Origin of the sequence: Streptomyces bauhiniae, assembly GCF_004784475.1 — a bacterium.
GTDB classification, from domain to species: domain Bacteria; phylum Actinomycetota; class Actinomycetes; order Streptomycetales; family Streptomycetaceae; genus Streptomyces; species Streptomyces seoulensis.
Genome location: NZ_SRRT01000001.1, coordinates 526,583 through 546,518, shown reverse-complemented (window position 1 = coordinate 546,518; position 19,936 = coordinate 526,583). Strand labels below are relative to the sequence as shown.

Here is a 19,936-nt window from a genome sequence, read left to right as displayed (position 1 = left end):
TGGGGGACGGAATGAACGGCGCCGGCATACGGGCGGTCAACGCCCTCACCGCACGGTGGGCGCGGACGGTCGCGGCGGACGACGGGACGGTGTTCTCGGCAGCCGGAGTATGGCCCCTGCTGGCATTCCTGGCGGACGGCGCGGCCGGCCAGACACGGGCGGAGCTGTCGGAGGCACTGGGCGTCCCCGCGGACGTGGCGGCACCGGCGGCCCGTCAACTCCTCACCGAGATGGCCTCGGTGACCGGCCTGGACGCGGCCCTCGGCCTCTGGACACAGCAGTCCCTACGCCTCCGGGACGACTGGCGCGCCGGCCTGCCGGCGGGCACGTACGGCACGTTCGGGGACGACCTGCTCACCGCGCAGGAACGCCTGGACGCGTGGGCTGCCGAACGCACCGGCGGCCTGGTCGAGCGGATGCCGCTGAAGCTGACGCGCGACACGCAGGTACTGCTGGCAAGCGCGCTCTCCCTGCGCACGACCTGGCGTCAGCCCTTCACCGAGATGCCGCTGCGCCCGGAACACGGGCCGTGGCAGGGCCGTACCCTCCTCGGCCTGTTCCGCAGGTCGGTACGCCCGGACCGGGTGGGCGTGGCCGCGACCCCGAACGGCCATGTCACCGCCCTGAGCGTCCCCGGCGACAACGGCATCGACATCCACCTCGTACTCGGCGAGGAGGGCATGACACCGGGCCAGGTCATCACGGCCGGCGTGGGCGTGGTCGAGCGCACGCTCCCGGTCACCGAGGGCGGCCGCCTCCCCCTGGGCCACGTAGGTCCGGGCCTGCACGTGGAGCAACGCCCGTCCGCGAGCCCGGAGCCGGTCGCCCTGGACGTCCGCACGGTGGCCTACGAGGTCCGCGCCGACCACGACCTCCTGGCCGACCCACCCCTCTTCGGCCTCCCCACCACCCCGCACGCCCACTTCCCCGGCATCGCGGACACCCCCCTGACGATCGGCGCGGCCCGCCAGTCGGCGGTGGCCCAGTTCAGCGCGAAGGGCTTCAGAGCGGGAGCGGTAACGGCAGCAGCAGCCACCCCAGGCAGCGCCTCACCCCAACTCCCGTACACCACAACGGTCCTGACCCTCACCTACGACCGCCCCTTCGCCTTCCTCACCACCACCCGCTCCCCCCGCCTCCTCCTGACATCGGGCTGGGTGGCGAACCCGGTTCCGTACCCAGCCATGCACCTCACCCCTGCGAGCACCTCATGACCAAGCGCCTGATCACCCTGTACGCGGCCATACTCCTGCCCCTGAGCCTCGCCGCGTCCCTCCCCCTCGACGCGATCCAGCACCCGGCCACAGCCCTGTGGACCCTGACCACCATGCCGTCGTCGGTCCTGATGACCACCGCGTGGATGGCCACAAGCCCCCTGCTCCCCACCGCCTTCGACCCAGGCCCGACCGCCTCCACCCTCCTCACCCTGATCTTCCACCTGACGGCCAGTGCCCTCAACATCGGGGCGCTGTTGCTGCTGAGGAAGGCATGCGGAAGGTGCCGCGTCCTGGCCCGCGCGTGACTGCTGTACACCGGGTGTCAGTGGCGGCTGCTTTCATCGCGTCATGAGCACCGTGCGCGAGATCGCCAGCCTTCTTCCCGAGCCCTCCGAACTCCGCGCGCACCTGCGTGCGCTGGCCGTCCTCGATGCAGCCGTCTGCGACGATCCGCAGTTCTGCCAGTACACCTTCGACCCCGCCTGGGGTCCCGGCACGGAGGCGGCGCTGATGGACAACGGGTCGGGGGACGACTTCTCCGTCCTCTTCACCCCGGCAGGCGTGCTCATACGCGGCTTCGACCACGAGTCGGAGATGAGTCCGTACGGGACGGAGGACGAGCAGGTCTGGCCCGGCGTCATCGACGACGTGCCCGCCGCGCTGCGCCCGCTGCTGGACGAGCCCGCGTTCTGCGACGAGGGCATCGACGCTCCCAGGATCACCGTCTGCCTGTGGCGAGAAACCGGTGACACCGCCTGGCGCACCGGATCGGCCATCGCCTTCCCCGAAGGCAACGAGGACCCGGACGGCTCCGACTTCCTCTTCCACCTCCTCACCGACCGCTCTCCGGACAGTGTCCGGACCCACTTCGAGGACTACTACGAGCGCCCGGTCCCCCTCGACGCCGTCCGCCACGTGCTCGCCGGCCACCCCCTCACCCCCGCGATCGCCCTGGCCCTCGACCCGGCCGCCCTCTCCGACGACGCACTGCTCCAGCGGATCACCACGCAGCCGGAGGCAGCCGCGTTCCTGTCCGGGGACGGCGAGTTCGACCCGGCCCGCACGGACCCCATCGAGTCGATCACCCTGCCCAATGGCCTCCCGGTGGAGCCGGTCGCCGGCTGCAACGCGGGCGGAACCCACTACCTCTGCGGCCCAGCCGTTCCCGACGGCGCCCGTCCGGTCCTCTACACCGACTCCGAAGGCCGGGCCTCCCTCATCGCGGAGTCCCTCGCCGAGGCCCTGACCCTCGCCATCGTCCTGCCCTCCTGGCACGACGCGCTGGCCGGGCTCCGGCCCCCGGCCCTCAACTCCGACCACCTCGACGACCACCCGGACCATCCCGCCGTCCGGGACCGCCTCCTCGCCGCGCTCGGGCTCCCCCCGGCCACCGAGCGGCAAGTCCTGGACCGCCTCCTCACCACCGCCGCCCGCACCGTCCCCGACGGATTCCTCCCCCGCACGCCCGACGAGGAGGAGTCCGCCTTCGAGCCGATGGCCGAACCCACCACCTCCAGGTAGAGCAGGGCCCGCCGATACGGCAAGGGGCCGGCTCCCTGAGGAAGCCGACCCCTTCTCACCTGCAAGCTCGCCGGAGCAGCCTCGGTTACACGTTGAACCGGAACTCCACCACATCCCCGTCCCGCATCACATACTCCTTGCCCTCCATGCGCGCCTTCCCCTTCGCGCGGGCCTCCGCCACGGACCCCGTTTCGACGAGGTCCTCGAAGGAGATGACCTCCGCCTTGATGAAGCCCTTCTGGAAGTCGGTGTGGATGACGCCGGCCGCCTCGGGGGCGGTGGCGCCCTTGGGGATGGTCCAGGCTCGGGATTCCTTGGGGCCGGCCGTGAGGTAGGTCTGGAGGCCGAGGGTGTTGAAGCCGACGCGGGCGAGGGTGGCGAGGCCGGGCTCCTCGGCGCCGACGGACTCCAGGAGCTCCATCGCGTCCTCCTCGTCCAGCTCCGCGAGGTCCGCCTCCAGCTTGGCGTTGAGGAAGATCGCCTCGGCCGGGGCGACCAGCGCGCGCTGGGCGTTCTTGAAGTCCTCGTCGGTCAGCTCGTCCTCGTCCACGTTGAAGACGTAGAGGAAGGGCTTCGTGGTGAGGAGGTGCAGGTCGTGGAGGAGTTCCGCGCGCTCCGAGCCCTGGAGGATGCCCTGGGAGGACAGGGTGTCGCCCTTCTCCAGGATCTCCTTCGCCTCCTCGACCGCCTTCACCTTCGGCGCGACGTCCTTCTTGATCCGGGACTCCTTCTGGAGGCGCGGCAGGACCTTCTCGATGGTCTGGAGGTCGGCGAGGATCAGCTCGGTGTTGATCGTCTCGATGTCGTCCTTCGGCGAGACCTTGCCGTCGACGTGCACGACGTTCTCGTCCTTGAAGGCGCGGATGACCTGGCAGATCGCGTCGGACTCGCGGATGTTCGCCAGGAACTTGTTGCCCAGGCCCTCACCCTCGGAGGCGCCGCGCACGATGCCCGCGATGTCGACGAAGTCCACCGTCGCCGGGAGGATGCGCTCCGACGAGAAGATCGACGCGAGCTGCGCCAGACGGCCGTCGGGGACGCCGACCACGCCGACGTTCGGCTCGATCGTGGCGAACGGGTAGTTGGCCGCCAGCACGTCGTTCTTGGTCAGGGCGTTGAACAGGGTCGACTTGCCGACATTGGGCAGGCCGACGATTCCGATCGTGAGCGACACGTTGCGACTTCCCGTAGAGGAGTGGGCCAGGGGCTGCCAGGGCCCAGGGGACACCGGCCGATCCACCAGTTTACGGCGTCCGCGCGGGGCAATTAGCGGGAGCATCCCCCGTCCGGCCGGACCGACCCCCCGGACATGTCTTCGGCGTGTCTGAAGGGCGATTCGGCACATAAACAGACCTAAGTTGGTCCAGTGGAGCAACACAGAACGCGACCTCCGAAAGACGGGCCGCGACGCGGCACACCCACGCCCGCGCACCTTCCGCCCCAGGCCCGGCGCGGTCCGGACGCCGCGCGCGGCCCGGCCGGGGTGCCCTTCGCGGCCCGCCGCGGCCCCGAGGCCGTACGCGGCCCCGTCGACGGGCCGGGCCCCGCGCCCAGCGGCCGGCGTTTCCCGAACCCCCGGCTCACCGGGCTCGGCGGCGGCCTGTTCTGCGTGGCCGCGATGCTGCTGCTCGGCGCGCTGGACGCCCTGCTGTTCGGCTCGTCCCTGATCGCCTACGGCGTGCTGTTCCTGCCCGTGTGCGTCCTCACCGCGCTCTGGGTGCGCCCCGGCGACCTCCTGACCGCCCCCGTCGCCCTGCCCATCGCCTTCGGCGCCGGACTCTTCCCGGTCGCCGATGGCACCGCCGGCTTCCTCGGCTCCCTGATGGGCGTCTTCACCGGCCTCGCCACCCAGGCGGGCTGGCTGTACGGCGGCACGCTGATCGCCGGAGTGACGGTCCTCGTCCGCCGGGTGCGCTGGGTACGCGCCCGCCGACGCCGAACCGCGTAGAAAGCCGCCGCGTAAAAACCACTGGAGCGGCGCCCCCGCGCGCCGCTACCGTGCTGCCCGACCGAGTCGTCTGGGCAAGGACGTGCCGTTGTACACCGTGTGAGACCCCCCGAGAGCTGATCTGTCGCGCGTCGCGCTCTCGCGCCGCGCTGCTTCCTGCTGCGGACTTCTCACTGAAACCGGTGTACTTCTGTGCTCCACGACTGGGTGGTCATGCCCACCTGCCTGCCTCTGGTCCGGCGCCGCTGCCACGCGTGCGCTGCGGACCGTTTCGGGGCGAACGGAAAATTCCGTGTCAACGCCCATCACAAGCTCATCGACGTCTGGCTCCTCGTGCTCTGCACGGGCTGCGGGGACACCGCGAAGCTCACGGTCCTGGAACGGGCGAACGTCCGCTCCGTACGGCCCGGGCTGCTGGACCGGCTGCACGCCAACGACCCCGCCCTCGCGGCCGAGCTGCTCCAGGACCCGGTGCTGCGGCGGCGCAACCGCGTCGCCCTCGACTGGGACGGCGCCTGGCGTCTCGACACCGGCGGTTCGGATCACCTGGACCGGGAGAAGGCCGACGTCTCGGTCCGCTTCGCGGCCCGGGTCCCGGTCCGGCCGGTACGGCTCGTCGCGGAAGGGTTCGGTCTGTCGCGGGCCGAGGTCGGGCGGCTGATCGCGGAGGGGAACCTCGTCTCGGCGGTCCGGCTGGACGCCAGGCTCTCCGGCGACTTCACCTTCACGCTCAAACGCTGAGCGCGAGAAAGGGCCCGGCCGGCGGAACACGCCGGCCGGGCCCCCGACCACCACTACTCCGCAGCCTCCCGCTGCTCCGCCCGCATCGCCGCGCCCACGATGCCCGCGTTGTTCTGGAGCTGGGCCGGGACGATCTCGGCCTTGATGCCCTTGATGTGCGGGAGGAACTTCTCGGCCTTGCGGCTCACCCCGCCGCCGATGATGAACAGCTCGGGCGAGAAGAGCATCTCCAGGTGCGCGAGGTACTTCTCGACCCGCCGCGCCCAGTGCTCCCAGGTCAGGTCGGCGTCCTCCTTGGCCTTGCTGGACGCCTTCTTCTCCGCGTCGTGGCCGTTCAGCTCGACGTGGCCCAGCTCGGTGTTGGCGACCAGCACGCCGTCGGTGAAGACCGCGCTGCCGATGCCGGTGCCGAAGGTGAGCACGATGACCGTGCCCTTCCGCCCGCGCCCGGCGCCGAACCGCATCTCGGCCAGCCCGGCCGCGTCCGCGTCGTTGACCAGGGTGACGGGCAGCCCGCCCAGCTTCTCGCTGAACAGGGTGCGGGCGTCCGTGCCGACCCAGCTCTTGTCGACGTTCGCCGCGGTGAGGATGGTCGCGCCGTCCTGGACCACTCCGGGGAAGGTCAGCCCGACCGGGCCGGTCCAGCCGAAGTGGTCGATCACTTCCTTGACGCCCTCGGCGACACCCTCGGGAGTCGCCGGATGCGGGGTGAGCACCTTGCAGCGCTCCTGGGCGAGATCGCCCTTGTCCAGGTCCACCGGGGCACCCTTGATGCCGGACCCGCCGATGTCCACGCCGAAGATCTGCATGGCCCCACGTTACGACGTACGACTGACGGTCACGCCCCGGGCATACCGGTTCCGCCACGCTCGGCCGCCAGGGCGGCGGCTTCCTCGCGCAGGTCGCGGCGGAGTTCCTTGGGCAGCGAGAAGGTGATGGACTCCTCGGCCGCCTTCACCAGCTCCACGTCGCCGTAGCCGCGCTGGGCCAGCCACTCGAGGACCTCCTCGACCAGGACCTCGGGCACCGAGGCGCCGGAGGTGACGCCGACCGTGGTGACGCCCTCCAGCCAGGCTTCGTCGATCTCGCCGGCGAAGTCCACCAGGTACGCCTCGCGGGACCCGGCGAGCTTGGCGACCTCGACGAGCCGTACCGAGTTGGAGGAGTTGCGCGAGCCGACCACGATGACCAGCTCGGCCTCGGCGCCCATCTGCTTCACCGCGAGCTGACGGTTCTGCGTGGCGTAGCAGATGTCGTCGCTGGGCGGGGAGACCAGGCCGGGGAACTTCGCCTTCAGGGCGTCGACGGTCTCCATGGTCTCGTCCACGGAGAGCGTGGTCTGGGAGAGCCAGACGATCTTGGACGGGTCGCGGACCTCGACCTTGGCGACGTCCTCGGGGCCGTCGACGAGCTGGATGTGCTCGGGGGCCTCGCCGGAGGTGCCGATGACCTCCTCGTGCCCCTCGTGCCCGATCAGCAGGATGTCGTAGTCGTCCTTGGCGTAGCGGACGGCTTCCTTGTGGACCTTGGTGACCAGCGGGCAGGTCGCGTCGATGGTGGCGAGCCGGCCGCGCTTGGCCTCCTCGTGCACGGTCGGGGCGACGCCGTGCGCGGAGAACATCACGATCTCGCCCGGCGGCACCTCCTCCGTCCGCTCGACGAAGATGGCGCCCTTCTTCTCCAGGGTCTGCACGACGTACTTGTTGTGGACGATCTCGTGCCGGACGTAGATCGGGGCCCCGTACTGTTCGAGGGCCTTCTCGACGGCGATCACGGCGCGGTCCACACCGGCGCAGTAGCCACGGGGGGCGGCGAGCAGGACACGGCGGCCAGGCGAAGCGGTCATGCGTCCCATCGTAAGGCCGGGTGCCGGACCCCGTAGATCCCCCCAGGGGGGTGTCCCCGGCACACCCCCGTTGTCGGCGGCGGCCGTTACCCTCGCCGCATGGCTGTGAACACATCGCCCGAGGCCCCGCTCCCGGTCGGGGAGGTCTCCCGGCTGATCGGACGCTGGATCGACCGGCTGGGCGCGGTGTGGGTCGAGGGGCAGATCACCCAGTTGTCGCGGCGGCCCGGCGCCGGGGTGGTGTTCCTGACCCTGCGCGACCCCTCGCACGACATCTCGGTGAGCGTCACCTGCTACCGGCAGGTGTTCGACGCGGTCGCGGACGTGGTCGGCGAGGGCGCGCGCGTCGTGGTGCTCGCCAAGCCGGAGTGGTACGCCCCGCGCGGCCAGCTCTCGCTGCGCGCCGCCGAGATACGGCCGGTGGGCGTGGGCGAGCTGCTGGCGCGGCTGGAGCAGCTCAAGAAGTCGCTGGCGGCGGAGGGGCTGTTCGCGGCCGGCCGCAAGAAGGCGCTGCCGTTCCTGCCGCAGCTCATCGGGCTGGTGTGCGGCCGGGCCTCGGCGGCGGAGCGGGACGTGCTGGAGAACGCCCGGCACCGCTGGCCCGCCGTCCGCTTCGAGGTGCGCAATGTGCCGGTGCAGGGGGCGCACGCGGTGCCGCAGGTGGTCCAGGCGGTCAAGGAGCTGGACGCGCGGGACGACGTGGACGTGATCGTGGTGGCGCGCGGCGGGGGCAGCGTGGAGGACCTGCTGCCGTTCTCCGACGAGGAGCTGATCCGCGCGGTGGCGGCCTGCCGTACGCCGGTGGTCTCGGCGATCGGGCACGAGCCGGACACCCCGCTGCTGGACCTGGTGGCCGACCTGCGCGCCTCCACCCCGACCGACGCGGCCAAGAAGGTCGTCCCGGACGTGGGCGAGGAGCTGGCGCGGGCACGGATGCTGCGCGACCGGGGCCGGCGGTGCGCGCACGCCCTGCTGGAGCGGGAGGAGCGGGGGCTGGCGCACGCGCTGGCCCGGCCCGTGATGGAGCACCCGCACCGGATGCTGGACGAGCGCGAGGAGCAAATGGAGGCGCTGCTGGGCCGCGCCCGGCGCACGCTGGGGCATCTGCTGGACCGGGCGGAGTCGGAGCTGACCCACACGCACGCGCGCGTGGTCGCCCTCTCCCCCGCCGCCACCCTCCGGCGCGGTTACGCGGTCCTGCAGAAGGAGGACGGCCATGTGGTCCGCGACCCGGCCGAGGTGACCGACGGCGAGCCGCTGCGGGCCCGGGTGGCGGCGGGCGAGTTCGCCGTACGGGTCGATGTCGGCGGCGATGAATAGGGTGGGCGGATGAGCAGCAAGGTGGACGAGGCGCTCTCGTACGAGCAGGCGCGGGACGAGTTGATCGAGGTCGTACGGCGGCTGGAGGCGGGCGGTTCGACGCTGGAGGAGTCGCTGGCGCTGTGGGAGCGCGGCGAGGAGCTGGCCAAGGTGTGCCGGCGCTGGCTGGAGGGGGCGCGGGAGCGGCTGGACGCGGCGCTCGCGGAGGAGGCGGAGGAAGAGGAGGGCGAGTAGTGGGCCCCAGGGTGCTGCCGGGAGGCTTTGTTAAAGCTTGAACTTCTCTGGCGTAGGGTCGGGTCCGTCATCAGGTCCCGCCCAGCGGACCATACGCGCACCCCAGGAAGTCACAGATGTCTCTCGTTCTCGACCCGGCCGCCCAGGACCTGCTGTTCCGCGAGGCCCGCACCGCGAACTCCTTCACCGACGAGCCGGTGACCGACGAGCAGGTCCGGGCCATCTACGACCTGGTCAAGTACGGCCCCACCGCCTTCAACCAGACCCCGCTGCGGATCACCCTGGTCCGCTCCCCCGAGGCCCGCGAGCGCCTGGTGGCCCTGATGGCCGACGGCAACAAGCCCAAGACGGCCACCGCCCCGCTGGTGGCGATCCTCTCCGCGGACAACGAGTTCCACGAGGAGCTGCCGGCCCTGTTCCCTGCGTTCCCGCAGGCCAAGGACGCCTTCTTCGCCGAGCGCCCGGTCCGTGAGCGCTCCGCCGCGCTGAACGCCGCGCTCCAGGCCGCCTACTTCGTCGTCGGCGTCCGCGCCGCCGGCCTGGCCGCGGGCCCGATGACCGGCTTCGACGCCGAGGGCGTCCGCAAGGAGTTCCTGGACGACGACCACGCCCCGCTGATGATCGTCAACATCGGCCGCCCGGCCGCCGACGCCTCGCACCCGCGCGGCCCGCGCCTGTCCTACGACGACGTGATCACGACCGTCTGAGCAGCGCTTTTCGCCGGTTCACGGCACGCGCGAAGGCCCCCGGAATGCGCTTCCGGGGGCCTTCGCGCATCGTAAGAGGGAGCCGCTAGGCCATCTTGAGCGCCGAGGCCATGGTGGTCAGGCGGTCGAAGGAGGCGGTGCCGGACACCACCGTGGTGGAGCCGGGGGTGTCCTCCAGGACGAGGGCGTCGTAGCGGCCGCCGGAGTACCGGGTCCAGGTGCGGCCGTCGATCTTCTCGGTCCTCTTCGTCGCCGAGGAGCCCTGGGTGGCCTGCTCGATGAAGTCGGAGCGCTTCTGGGTGGACTGCTCGACCTGTACGTACTGGCCCTCGGGGTCCTGGAAGCCGAGGTGCCAGCGGTCGGACTCCTCGCCACGGAAGCGGACGGAGGTCGCCTTCCAGGTGTCCGGCAGCCCCTCGGGGGCCGCCACCGGGTAGCTCACGGCCCTGCGTGCCGTGGTCGTCTCGACCGTGTAGTCGACCCGCGGGAGGTCGGGCTTGTGGTCGTCGTGCGGGACGAAGACGTAGATGACCGCCGCCGCGATACCGATCAGGGCCAGGGAAAGGATCATGTCCCGGACCGTCTTCTGCTTGCCGTTCGAACCTGCCACGCCTCCTATGGTCTCAGGTGCCCTCCGCGCTCATCCGTGGGGCCCCCTGCTCATTTTGTAAGCCCGGCGATAGAGTCACCTCATACTCATCCGGCCGTCGTCGTATCAGAAAGGTGCGCTCCGATGACCGAGCATCATCTGCCGTCCGAACTCGATGTCCCCTCCGAGGCCCCCGACCGCAACCTCGCCCTGGAACTGGTCAGGGTCACCGAGGCCGCGGCCATGGCCGCGGGCCGCTGGGTCGGCCGGGGCGACAAGAACGGCGCCGACGGCGCCGCCGTGCGCGCCATGCGAACCCTCGTCTCCACCGTCTCGATGAACGGCGTCGTCGTCATCGGCGAGGGCGAGAAGGACGAGGCGCCGATGCTCTTCAACGGGGAGCAGGTCGGCGACGGGACGGGACCCGAGGTCGACATCGCCGTGGACCCGATCGACGGGACCACCCTGACGGCCAAGGGCATGGCGAACGCGATCGCCGTGCTGGCCGCCGCCGAGCGGGGCGCCATGTTCGACCCGTCCGCCGTGTTCTACATGGACAAGCTGGTCACCGGGCCCGAGGCGGCCGACTTCGTGGACATCGACGCGCCCGTGTCGGTCAACATCCGCCGGGTCGCCAAGGCCAAGCGGCGCACGCCCGAGGACGTCACGGTCTGCATCCTGGACCGGCCCCGGCACGAGGGCGTCATCAAGGAGATCCGGGACACCGGCGCGCGGATCAAGCTGATCTCGGACGGCGATGTGGCCGGCTCCATCCTGGCGCTGCGCGAGGGCACCGGCATCGATCTGCTGCTCGGCATCGGCGGCACCCCCGAGGGGATCATCTCGGCCTGTGCGGTGAAGTGCCTGGGCGGCACGATCCAGGGCAAGCTCTGGCCGAAGGACGACGAGGAGCGGGAGCGGGCGGTCGCCGCGGGCCATGACCTGGACCGGGTGCTCACCACGGATGACCTGGTGAGCGGGGAGAACGTGTTCTTCGTGGCGACCGGGATCACCGACGGGGAGCTGATGCGGGGGGTGCGGTACCGGTCGGAGACCGCGACCACCGATTCCATCGTGATGCGGTCCAAGTCGGGGACCGTGCGGAAGATCGAGTCGGAGCATCGGCTGAGCAAGCTGCGGGCCTACAGCGCGATCGACTTCGATCGGGCCAAGTAGGGGTTCAGGGGGCGCGGGAGCGGGTGCCGGTCCGTCGTGGCTGGTCGCGCAGTTCCCCGCGCCCCTGGGTAGCTACAGTTCAGCCCGCTATACGCGTTGCCGTTGCCTTCTTGAGTTCCACCTCGCGCCTGCGCCTGCGGGCCAAGACCACGCGGCGCTCGGCGGCAGTCAGGCCGCCCCAGACGCCGTACGGCTCGGGCTGGAGGAGGGCGTGCTCGCGGCACTCGATCATCACCGGGCAGCGGGCGCACACCCGCTTCGCCGCCTCCTCGCGGGACAGGCGCGCGGCGGTCGGCTCCTTCGACGGGGCGAAGAACAGACCGGCCTCGTCGCGCCGGCACACCGCCTCGGTGTGCCAGGGCGCGTCCTGATCCCTGTCTCGCGCCGGGCCCCGCTGGGCCGGAACGGCGGCTACCTGCAGGGACGAATGCGGCGGTTGCAGCACGGTCTACTCCTGACGACGAATTCGCTAGCGAGAGACGATGCAGCAAGCCCTACCCGTTGTACGCGCGCCTATGCACTGCGTTCCCAACCACCGGCGTACGACGGCTTGTTCGGCGTCAGTCCCCCAGGTACTTGCGCAGCTTCCGGTCCACCTTGTCGTGGGCCCGCTCGACCTTGTCCTGGACCCGGTCGAGGATGTCCGCCACGAACTTTCCGCGCCGGGGCCGCGCCTCCACGTTGCCCAGCACCGACCAGCCGTCGACGTAGATCACCGGGGCGTCGGACTGCACCGAGTCCAGCGTGCTGACCTCGAAGTTGCCCAGCACGCTGCCGCCGGTGCCGCGCAGCGACACGTTCTCCGGGACCCGGATCTGGACGTCCCCGAAGACCGAGACCGCCTTGATCACCACCTGCTGGTACTCGAAGACGGCCTCGCTGAGGTCTATCTCCACGCTGCCGAACACCGCGAAGGCGTGCACCCGGCGCCCCGCGCGCCAGCGGCCCCGGCGCACGGCGCTGCTGAAGACGGCGACCACGCTGGTGTCCGCGTCGGCCGGGAGCGAGCCGGGCCGCGGGCGGTGCGGCACGGAGGCGTACGGGGGCGCCGCCGGGCGTTCGTGCGCGGCGGGCAGGTCGCGTATGAAGGCGTCCAGCTCGCCGACGGTCTTGGTGTGCAGCACCCCCTCCACCCGCTCGGCGTGCTCCTCGGCGGTCAGCCGGCCCTCGGCCAGGGCGTCACGGAGGATGTCGGCGACCCGGTCGCGGTCGGCGTCCGAGGCGCGCAGGTCGGCCGGGCGCGGGGCGGTGTCCGCGGGCTGGGCGTGCTTCTGAAGGTCCACGGGAGCAGCGTACCGAAACGCGATAGATCGCGACTAGGGCCTGTGGACAACTACCGGACAACGTTGCCGGGAGGCCCGCACGGCCCGCCCGGCGTCAAGTGAGTCTTACCTCACCAGTGCACTGTCCGAGCCGGGTTCTACGCTGGACAGGCTCGCCAGCGTCGGCGGGCGCCGTCCGTCGAAGAAGGAATGGGCTGAGATGCCTGAGTTCGCGTACACCGATCTGCTCCCCCAGGGAGAGGACACCACGCCGTACCGCCTGGTGACCTCCGAGGGTGTGTCCACCGTCGAGGGGCCGGACGGGCGGACGTTCCTCAAGGTGGAGCCGGAGGCGCTGCGCAAGCTGGCCGAGGAGGCCATCCACGACATCCAGCACTATCTGCGCCCCGCCCACCTCGCCCAGCTCCGCCGGATCATCGACGACCCGGAGGCGTCCAGCAACGACAAGTTCGTCGCGCTGGACCTGCTGAAGAACGCGAACATCGCGGCGGCCGGCGTGCTCCCCATGTGCCAGGACACCGGCACCGCGATCGTCATGGGCAAGCGCGGCCAGAACGTGCTGACCGAGGGCGGCGACGAGGCGGCGCTGAGCCGCGGCATCTACGACGCCTACCTGAACCTCAACCTGCGCTACTCGCAGATGGCTCCCCTCACCATGTGGGAGGAGAAGAACACCGGCTCCAACCTCCCGGCGCAGATCGAGCTGTACGCGACCGACGGCGGCGCCTACAAGTTCCTCTTCATGGCGAAGGGCGGCGGCTCGGCCAACAAGTCGTTCCTGTACCAGGAGACGAAGGCCGTCCTGAACGAGTCCTCCATGATGAAGTTCCTGGAGGAGAAGATCCGTTCGCTGGGCACGGCCGCCTGCCCGCCGTATCACCTGGCGATCGTGGTCGGCGGTACGTCCGCCGAGTTCGCGCTGAAGACCGCCAAGTACGCCTCCGCGCACTACCTGGACGAGATCCCGGCCGAGGGCTCCGCGCTCGGTCACGGCTTCCGGGACAAGGAGCTGGAGGAGAAGGTCTTCGAGCTGACCCAGAAGATCGGCATCGGCGCGCAGTTCGGCGGCAAGTACTTCTGCCACGACGTGCGTGTGGTGCGCCTGCCCCGGCACGGCGCGTCCTGCCCGGTCGCCATCGCGGTCTCCTGCTCGGCGGACCGCCAGGCCGTCGCCAAGATCACCGCCGAGGGCGTCTTCCTGGAGCAGTTGGAGACGGACCCGGCGCGCTTCCTGCCAGAGACCACCGAGGAGCACCTGGACGAGGCCGGGGACGTCGTGAAGATCGACCTCAACCAGCCGATGGACGAGATCCTCGCGGAGCTGACCAAGTACCCGGTCAAGACCCGCCTCTCGCTGACCGGCCCGCTGGTCGTGGCCCGCGACATCGCGCACGCCAAGATCAAGGAGCGGCTGGACGCGGGCGAGGACATGCCGCAGTACCTCAAGGACCACCCGGTGTACTACGCGGGCCCGGCCAAGACCCCCGAGGGCTACGCCTCCGGCTCCTTCGGCCCGACCACGGCCGGGCGGATGGACTCCTACGTGGAGCAGTTCCAGGCGGCCGGCGGCTCCAAGGTGATGCTGGCCAAGGGCAACCGCAGCAAGCAGGTCACCGACGCCTGCGACGCGCACGGCGGCTTCTACCTCGGCTCCATCGGCGGCCCCGCCGCCCGCCTCGCCCAGGACTGCATCAAGAAGGTCGAGGTCCTGGAGTACGAGGAGCTGGGCATGGAGGCGGTCTGGAAGATCGAGGTCGAGGACTTCCCGGCCTTCATCGTGGTCGACGACAAGGGCAACGACTTCTTCCAGGACCCGGCGCCCGCACCGACGTTCACGTCCATCCCGGTCCGCGGCCCCGGCCTGGCCTGAGACCCCTCCTGGGGGGGCCGGTCGGTCGGCCCCCTAGGGTGCCCGCATGACTTCTGCGGCTTATCTCTCCGGGTTGTTCTCGCTGGACGGCCGCGTCGCCGTGGTGACCGGGGGCAGTTCCGGCATCGGGCGCGCGATCGCCGAGGCGCTGGCGCGGGCCGGGGCCTCGGTGGTGGTCGTGGCGCGCGGCGAGGAGGCCCTGGCGGCTACCTGCGCCCAGCTCGCCGAACTCGGCTGCCGTGCCGGGTGGGTGAGCGCCGACCTGAGTACGCGGGACGGGGCGCGGGCCGCCGCCGAGCAGGCGGCCGGGGTGTTCGGGGAGCCGGACATCCTCGTCAACTGCGCCGGGATCAATCTGCGGCCGCCCTTCAGCGAGTTGAGCGACGAGGAGTGGAACCTCACCCTCGCCGTGAACCTCCACGCACCGCATCTGCTCAGCCAGAGGTTCGGGCCGGGCATGGCCGAGCGGGGCTTCGGGCGGATCATCCACATCTCCTCCCAGCAGGCGCACCGCGCCTTCGTCCGCTCGGGGGCGTACGGCGTGTCCAAGGGCGCGCTGGAGTCGCTCGCGCGCTCCCAGGCCGAGGAGTGGTCGCCGTCCGGCGTCACCGTCAACACCCTGGTGCCGGGCTTCGTGATGACGCCGCTCAACGCGCGGCTGTCGTCCGACCCGGAGAAGGTGGCGGCGCTGGCCGCCCGGACCATGGTCGGCCGCAACGGCCTCGCCGAGGACTTTGCGGGCGCCGCCGTCTTCCTGGCGAGCCGCGCCTCGGGGTACGTCACCGGCCAGTCCCTCTTCGTGGACGGCGGCTTCTCGGTGCACTGAAAAGCGCGGGTGCATTGAAAAGCGGGCGCACTGAGCCCCGTCCGGCCCAGCCCAGGAACATCACGGCGCCCCCGTTCGCTGTACCGGGTATGACCGACGAGTACCGCACCGAGCACGACTCCATGGGCGAGGTCCGCGTCCCCGCCCACGCCAAGTGGCGCGCGCAGACCCAGCGCGCCGTCGAGAACTTCCCCATTTCCGGGCAACACCTGGAGCGCGCGCACATCGAGGCGCTGGCCCGGATCAAGGGCGCGGCAGCGAAGGTGAACGCCGACCTCGGCGTACTGGACCGGGACGTGGCCGACGCGATCCAGGGGGCGGCCGCCGAGGTCGCGGACGGCACCTGGGACGAGCACTTCCCGGTGGACGTCTTCCAGACCGGCTCCGGCACCTCCTCCAACATGAACACCAACGAGGTCATCGCCACCCTCGCCGGCGAGCGCCTCGGCCGGGACGTGCACCCCAACGACCAGGTCAACGCCTCCCAGTCGTCCAACGACGTCTTCCCCTCCTCCATCCACATCGCGGCCACCGCCGCCGTGGTTCACGACCTGATTCCCGCCCTGGAGCACCTGGCCGCCGCCCTCACCCGCAAGGCGGAGGAGTTCGCGGACGTGGTGAAGGCGGGCCGCACGCATCTGATGGACGCGACCCCCGTGACCCTGGGTCAGGAGTTCGGCGGCTATGCGGCGCAGGTGACGTACGGCGTGGAGCGGCTGCGTTCCGCGCTGCCCCGGCTGGCCGAACTCCCGCTCGGCGGCACGGCGGTGGGCACCGGGATCAACACCCCGCCCGGCTTCTCGGCGGCCGTGATCGAGGAGGTGGCGCGGGCGACCGGGCTGCCCTTCACCGAGGCCCGCGACCACTTCGAGGCGCAGGGCGCGCGCGACGGGATCGTGGAGACCAGCGGGCAGTTGCGGACCATCGCGGTCGGCCTGACGAAGATCGCCAACGATCTGCGCTGGATGTCCTCCGGCCCGCGCACCGGCCTCGCCGAGATCCGCCTGCCCGACCTCCAGCCCGGCTCCTCGATCATGCCGGGCAAGGTCAACCCGGTCGTCCCGGAGGCGGTGCTGATGGTCGCGGCCCAGGTCATCGGCAACGACGCCACCATCGCCACGGCCGGCGCGGCGGGGAACTTCGAGCTGAACGTGATGCTCCCGGTCATGGCCAAGAACGTGCTGGAGTCGGTGCGGCTGCTGGCCAACGCCTCCCGCCTGCTGGCCGACCGCACCGTCGACGGCATCACCGCCGACCGCGAACGCGCCCGCGAGTACGCCGAGTCCTCCCCCTCGGTCGTCACCCCGCTCAACCGCTACCTGGGCTACGAGGAGGCCGCGCGGATCGCCAAGAAGTCCCTCGCCGAGCGCAAGACGATCCGCGAGGTGGTGCTGGAGGACGGCTACGTGGAGCGCGGCGACCTGACGCTGGAGCAGCTCGACGAGGCGCTGGATGTCCTGCGGATGACGCGCCCGTGACGCCTGGCGAACGGCACCGGCGTTTTCCCGCCACCTGTCCGGAAGGGTGACGCGCACCGCAGCATCGGGTGCTTCCGGCACCTAATATCTGCCCATGACGGACGACGAAGCGGTGAGACGAGCGGAAGCGGGCCCGACGGCGGCGTACTGGACCCCCGGCACCCCGATCCTGTGGCGGTACCGGGAGAACGCGGGCGACGCGGTCCACATCGCTCGTCCCGTCACCGTCGTCCGGGACGACGCCGAGCTGCTCGCCGTATGGCTGGCCCCCGGCACGGAGTGCGTCAAGCCGGTGCTGGCCGACGGCACCCCGGTCCATCTGGAGCCGCTGGAGTCCCGCTACACCAAGCCGCGCGTGGTGCGGCGGGACCGCTGGTTCGGCACCGGGGTGCTGAAGCTGGCCCGGCCCGGCGAGCCCTGGTCGGTGTGGCTGTTCTGGGAACCGGGCTGGCGCTTCAAGAACTGGTACGTCAACCTGGAGCAGCCGCTTGCCCGTTGGGCCGGCGGGGTCGACTCCGAGGACCACTTCCTGGACATCTCCGTCCACCCGGACCGCACCTGGCACTGGCGGGACGAGGACGAGTTCGCCCAGGCCCAGCGGGACGGCCTGATGGACGCGGAGACCGCCGGGCGGGTGAAGTCGGCGGGACGGCGGGCGGTGGAGGTGATCGAGGCGTGGGGCTCCCCGTACACCGACGGCTGGCAGCACTGGCGGCCCGATCCGTCCTGGACGGTGCCCGCGCTGCCGGAGGACTGGGACCGTACGCCCGCGCACGTGTCCTCATGAGACCCTTGATGCGCCCCCGGACCACAACCGTAGGATCGTCCTCCGCAAGGGCACCGAGGTACAACTACCGGAGTTTGCGCAGAGCCTGACCATATGTCACCGAGGGGCGGCAGCACGTGAGCGAGGGGTACGAGGCGGGCGGTGGCGCGGCCGGCGCGGGGTTCACCCGCTCGGCGGAAACCACCCCTGACCACGCGGGAATTCCGTTCCCGGGGCACGTGATCCGGGTATCGGGACTTCGGCGGCCTCTCCTGCGCGCCCGGCGCGCAGCCCCGGACGGACGGATTCGACACGCGTGACGGAGCAGCCCACTTCCTCCTGCGGACGCCCCCAGCCGGGCGTCGACCCCGCCGTGCGCGGGGCGCTGCTGGGCGCACCGGCCCAGACCCGGGGCGGCGCGGGCACGGGGAAGAACAAGAAGAAGGAGCGCCCAGTCAACGGCCCTGAGCACTCGCAGCCTGCCGCCGCCGAGCCCATGGGGGAACCTCCCGCGCGCGCGAAGTCCAGCGTGGGGGAACACCGTCCGAGGCCCGCGCCGGAGTCCATTCCCGCCCAGCCGGGCGCCGAGCAGGAGCGCTCACCGGGCGGCCAGGAGCGGCGTACCGGCCGCGGTGGCCCGCCCGGACGCCCGATGCCGATGCGCCGGGACGGCGACCGGCTGCGGTTCGTCGGCGCGGCCACCCGGCGCATCGCGCGCGGTCTCGACCTGGACGAGATCGTCATGGGCCTGTGCCGCGCCACCGTGCCCACCTTCTCCGACGCGATCCTGGTCTACCTGCGCGACCCGCTGCCGGTCGGCGACGAGCGGCCCACCGGGCCGGTGGTGCTGCGGCTGCGCCGCACCGACCGGATTCCGGACGAGCGGGAGACCGAGGGCCTGCTGCTGCCGCCCGCGTTCCCGGAGCCGGACGCCGAGGCGGCGGCCTTGGCCGCGCTCTCCGGCCCGGCCGCGCTCACCGCCGAGCTGTGCGAGGTGCGCCCGGGCGGCGCGCTGAACGAGGTGCTGCGCGGGGTGCGCCCGGTGTTCGCGGACACCCCGGCCGCCCGCGCCGCGCTGCCCGAACTGCTCGGCGAGGACGGCGAGGCTCTCGTCCCGTCCGGCCAGCGGGCGATCCTCGCGCCGCTGCGCGGCAGGCGCCGGGTGATCGGCGCGGCGGTGTTCCTGCGCCGCCCGGACCGGCTGGCCTTCGAGGCGGAGGACCTGCTGGTGGCGGCGCAGCTCGCCACGCACAGCGCGCTCGGCATCGACAAGGCGGTGCTGTACGGCCGCGAGGCGTACATCGCCGACGAGTTGCAGCGCACCATGCTCCCCGAGACCCTCCCCCACCCCACCGGTGTGCGGCTGGCCTCGCGCTATCTGCCCGCGGCGGAGACGGCGCGGGTGGGCGGCGACTGGTACGACGCGATCCCGCTGCCCGGCAGCCGGGTGGCGCTGGTGGTCGGTGACGTGATGGGCCACTCCATGACCTCGGCCGCCATCATGGGCCAGCTCCGCACCACCGCGCAGACCCTGGCCGGTCTCGACCTGCCCCCGCAGGAGGTCCTGCACCACCTGGACGAGCAGGCCCAGCGGCTCGGCACCGACCGCATGGCGACCTGCATGTACGCGGTCTACGACCCCGTCGCGCACCGCATCACCATCGCCAACGCCGGCCATCCGCCGCCGGTCCTGCTGCACCTGGGCGGCACCGCCGAGGTGCTGCGGGTGCCGCCGGGCGCGCCGATCGGCGTGGGCGGGGTGGACTTCGAGGCGGTCGAGCTGGACGCGCCCGCCGGGGCCACGCTGCTGCTGTACACCGACGGCCTGGTGGAGTCCCGGCTGCGGGACGTGTGGACCGGCATAGAGCAGTTGCGGGAGCGGCTGACCGCGACCGCGCAGCTCACCGGCCCGGACCACCCGCCGCCGCTGGAGGCGCTGTGCGACGAGGTGCTGGACATGCTCGGCCCCGGCGACCGGGACGACGACATCGCCCTGCTCGCGGCCCGCTTCGACGGGATCGCGTCCGAGGATGTGCGGTACTGGTCGCTGGACGCGGAGGACGCTGCCCCCGGCAAGGCCCGCCGGCTGGCCCGTACGGCACTGGCCGACTGGGGCCTGGAGGACCTCACCGACTCGGTCGAGCTGCTGGTCAGCGAGGTGGTCACCAACGCCGTGCGCTACACCACGCGTCCGGTGACGCTGCGGCTGCTGCGCACGGACGTGCTGCGCTGCGAGGTCGGTGACGACGTGCCGCAGCTCCCCCGGCTGTGCCAGGCGCGCGCCACCGACGAGGGCGGCCGGGGCCTGTACCTGGTCAACAAGCTGGCCCGGCGCTGGGGCGCGACCCGGCTGAGCGTCGGCAAGGTCGTCTGGTTCGAGCTGCACGGGGGCTGACCCCCCCCCGTCCTGTACG

Annotated in this window: 20 protein-coding genes; 14 read left to right on the top strand and 6 right to left on the bottom strand. The window is 71.6% G+C overall.

Features of this window, described 5'->3' with window-relative positions:
- Positions 1-11 precede the first annotated feature (11 nt).
- Genes E5083_RS02635 through E5083_RS02625 form a run of 3 tightly spaced genes read left to right on the top strand, consistent with a single transcriptional unit; the run spans position 12 to position 2,738 of the window.
- Positions 12-1,214, top strand: a complete 1,203-nt coding sequence (locus tag E5083_RS02635; protein ID WP_135784402.1) for a serpin family protein — start codon at positions 12-14, stop codon at positions 1,212-1,214.
- Positions 1,211-1,522 (top strand): hypothetical protein, encoded by a 312-nt coding sequence (locus tag E5083_RS02630; protein ID WP_135783951.1) that lies wholly within the window; start codon positions 1,211-1,213, stop codon positions 1,520-1,522. The genes E5083_RS02635 and E5083_RS02630 overlap by 4 nt, the downstream gene beginning before the upstream one ends.
- Before the next feature lie 43 nt (positions 1,523-1,565).
- Positions 1,566-2,738, top strand: a complete 1,173-nt coding sequence (locus E5083_RS02625) for a hypothetical protein (protein WP_135783950.1) — start codon at positions 1,566-1,568, stop codon at positions 2,736-2,738.
- Between the two features lie 85 nt (positions 2,739-2,823).
- Here E5083_RS02625 and ychF read toward each other — a convergent pair whose 3' ends face one another.
- Positions 2,824-3,912 carry a redox-regulated ATPase YchF gene (gene ychF / locus E5083_RS02620; protein WP_135783949.1) on the bottom strand — a complete coding sequence of 363 codons (1,089 nt, stop codon included), beginning with the start codon at positions 3,910-3,912 and terminating at the stop codon, positions 2,824-2,826.
- Positions 3,913-4,104: 192 nt separating this feature from the next.
- Here ychF and E5083_RS02615 point away from each other — a divergent pair, with 192 nt between their 5' ends.
- On the top strand, positions 4,105-4,686 hold the full coding sequence (locus E5083_RS02615) for a DUF6542 domain-containing protein (protein WP_135783948.1): 582 nt from the start codon (positions 4,105-4,107) through the stop codon (positions 4,684-4,686).
- 192 nt (positions 4,687-4,878) lie between these two features.
- Positions 4,879-5,427, top strand: coding sequence for a DUF1062 domain-containing protein (locus E5083_RS02610; protein WP_135783947.1), 549 nt, complete (start codon positions 4,879-4,881; stop codon positions 5,425-5,427).
- A gap of 53 nt (positions 5,428-5,480) precedes the next feature.
- On the opposite strand, the gene ppgK is transcribed toward E5083_RS02610, so the two are convergent.
- Both ppgK and E5083_RS02600 read right to left on the bottom strand, forming a co-directional pair.
- On the bottom strand, positions 5,481-6,236 hold the full coding sequence (gene ppgK / locus E5083_RS02605) for a polyphosphate--glucose phosphotransferase (protein ID WP_135783946.1): 756 nt from the start codon (positions 6,234-6,236) through the stop codon (positions 5,481-5,483).
- A 29-nt stretch (positions 6,237-6,265) separates the two neighbouring features.
- Positions 6,266-7,282, bottom strand: a complete 1,017-nt coding sequence (locus E5083_RS02600) for a 4-hydroxy-3-methylbut-2-enyl diphosphate reductase (RefSeq protein ID WP_135783945.1) — start codon at positions 7,280-7,282, stop codon at positions 6,266-6,268.
- Positions 7,283-7,372: 90 nt separating this feature from the next.
- On the opposite strand from E5083_RS02600, the gene xseA reads away from it, so the two are divergent.
- The 3 genes from xseA to E5083_RS02585 all read left to right on the top strand — a co-directional run bounded on the left by xseA (position 7,373) and on the right by E5083_RS02585 (position 9,534).
- Positions 7,373-8,593, top strand: a complete 1,221-nt coding sequence (gene xseA / locus E5083_RS02595) for an exodeoxyribonuclease VII large subunit (RefSeq protein ID WP_135783944.1) — start codon at positions 7,373-7,375, stop codon at positions 8,591-8,593.
- Positions 8,594-8,602: 9 nt separating this feature from the next.
- On the top strand, positions 8,603-8,827 hold the full coding sequence (locus E5083_RS02590) for an exodeoxyribonuclease VII small subunit (protein ID WP_030807037.1): 225 nt from the start codon (positions 8,603-8,605) through the stop codon (positions 8,825-8,827).
- A 116-nt stretch (positions 8,828-8,943) separates the two neighbouring features.
- Positions 8,944-9,534, top strand: a complete 591-nt coding sequence (locus tag E5083_RS02585) for a malonic semialdehyde reductase (RefSeq protein ID WP_135783943.1) — start codon at positions 8,944-8,946, stop codon at positions 9,532-9,534.
- 85 nt (positions 9,535-9,619) lie between these two features.
- Here the strand turns inward: E5083_RS02585 and E5083_RS02580 are convergent, their stop codons facing one another.
- Entirely contained in the window at positions 9,620-10,144 is a 525-nt protein-coding gene (locus E5083_RS02580) for a DUF4245 domain-containing protein (RefSeq protein WP_135783942.1), read from the bottom strand.
- 123 nt (positions 10,145-10,267) lie between these two features.
- Between E5083_RS02580 and glpX the strand changes: the two genes are divergently transcribed.
- Positions 10,268-11,299: a class II fructose-bisphosphatase gene (glpX, locus tag E5083_RS02575; protein WP_135783941.1), complete on the top strand. Its 1,032-nt coding sequence runs from the start codon at positions 10,268-10,270 to the stop codon at positions 11,297-11,299.
- Positions 11,300-11,378: 79 nt separating this feature from the next.
- Here the strand turns inward: glpX and E5083_RS02570 are convergent, their stop codons facing one another.
- Together E5083_RS02570 and E5083_RS02565 are read right to left on the bottom strand one after the other, a co-directional pair.
- Positions 11,379-11,744, bottom strand: coding sequence for a WhiB family transcriptional regulator (locus tag E5083_RS02570; protein ID WP_130331963.1), 366 nt, complete (start codon positions 11,742-11,744; stop codon positions 11,379-11,381).
- A gap of 115 nt (positions 11,745-11,859) precedes the next feature.
- On the bottom strand, positions 11,860-12,582 hold the full coding sequence (locus E5083_RS02565; protein WP_135783940.1) for a DUF1707 SHOCT-like domain-containing protein: 723 nt from the start codon (positions 12,580-12,582) through the stop codon (positions 11,860-11,862).
- A gap of 199 nt (positions 12,583-12,781) precedes the next feature.
- Between E5083_RS02565 and E5083_RS02560 the strand changes: the two genes are divergently transcribed.
- From E5083_RS02560 to E5083_RS02540, 5 genes are all read left to right on the top strand, one after another.
- Entirely contained in the window at positions 12,782-14,452 is a 1,671-nt protein-coding gene (locus E5083_RS02560; protein ID WP_135783939.1) for a fumarate hydratase, read from the top strand.
- Between the two features lie 46 nt (positions 14,453-14,498).
- Positions 14,499-15,278, top strand: a complete 780-nt coding sequence (locus E5083_RS02555) for an SDR family NAD(P)-dependent oxidoreductase (RefSeq protein WP_135783938.1) — start codon at positions 14,499-14,501, stop codon at positions 15,276-15,278.
- An 89-nt stretch (positions 15,279-15,367) separates the two neighbouring features.
- Complete coding sequence (locus tag E5083_RS02550) at positions 15,368-16,756, top strand: class II fumarate hydratase (protein ID WP_135783937.1); 1,389 nt, start codon at positions 15,368-15,370, stop codon at positions 16,754-16,756.
- A 94-nt stretch (positions 16,757-16,850) separates the two neighbouring features.
- Positions 16,851-17,543 (top strand): cytidylyl-2-hydroxypropylphosphonate hydrolase, encoded by a 693-nt coding sequence (gene fomD / locus E5083_RS02545; RefSeq protein WP_135783936.1) that lies wholly within the window; start codon positions 16,851-16,853, stop codon positions 17,541-17,543.
- A gap of 295 nt (positions 17,544-17,838) precedes the next feature.
- On the top strand, positions 17,839-19,917 hold the full coding sequence (locus tag E5083_RS02540; protein WP_135783935.1) for an ATP-binding SpoIIE family protein phosphatase: 2,079 nt from the start codon (positions 17,839-17,841) through the stop codon (positions 19,915-19,917).
- The last annotated feature ends 19 nt before the right edge of the window (positions 19,918-19,936 follow it).

Bases quoted from the DNA above. Each gene is read 5' to 3' on its own strand.
- E5083_RS02635 (WP_135784402.1), top strand. From the start codon at position 12: ATGAACGGCGCCGGCATACGGGCGGTCAACGCCCTCACCGCACGGTGG.
- E5083_RS02630 (WP_135783951.1), top strand. From the start codon at position 1,211: ATGACCAAGCGCCTGATCACCCTGTACGCGGCCATACTCCTGCCCCTG.
- E5083_RS02625 (WP_135783950.1), top strand. From the start codon at position 1,566: ATGAGCACCGTGCGCGAGATCGCCAGCCTTCTTCCCGAGCCCTCCGAA.
- ppgK (WP_135783946.1), bottom strand. From the start codon at position 6,236: ATGCAGATCTTCGGCGTGGACATCGGCGGGTCCGGCATCAAGGGTGCC.
- E5083_RS02600 (WP_135783945.1), bottom strand. From the start codon at position 7,282: ATGGGACGCATGACCGCTTCGCCTGGCCGCCGTGTCCTGCTCGCCGCC.
- xseA (WP_135783944.1), top strand. From the start codon at position 7,373: ATGGCTGTGAACACATCGCCCGAGGCCCCGCTCCCGGTCGGGGAGGTC.
- E5083_RS02590 (WP_030807037.1), top strand. From the start codon at position 8,603: ATGAGCAGCAAGGTGGACGAGGCGCTCTCGTACGAGCAGGCGCGGGAC.
- E5083_RS02585 (WP_135783943.1), top strand. From the start codon at position 8,944: ATGTCTCTCGTTCTCGACCCGGCCGCCCAGGACCTGCTGTTCCGCGAG.
- glpX (WP_135783941.1), top strand. From the start codon at position 10,268: ATGACCGAGCATCATCTGCCGTCCGAACTCGATGTCCCCTCCGAGGCC.
- E5083_RS02560 (WP_135783939.1), top strand. From the start codon at position 12,782: ATGCCTGAGTTCGCGTACACCGATCTGCTCCCCCAGGGAGAGGACACC.
- E5083_RS02555 (WP_135783938.1), top strand. From the start codon at position 14,499: ATGACTTCTGCGGCTTATCTCTCCGGGTTGTTCTCGCTGGACGGCCGC.
- E5083_RS02550 (WP_135783937.1), top strand. From the start codon at position 15,368: ATGACCGACGAGTACCGCACCGAGCACGACTCCATGGGCGAGGTCCGC.
- fomD (WP_135783936.1), top strand. From the start codon at position 16,851: ATGACGGACGACGAAGCGGTGAGACGAGCGGAAGCGGGCCCGACGGCG.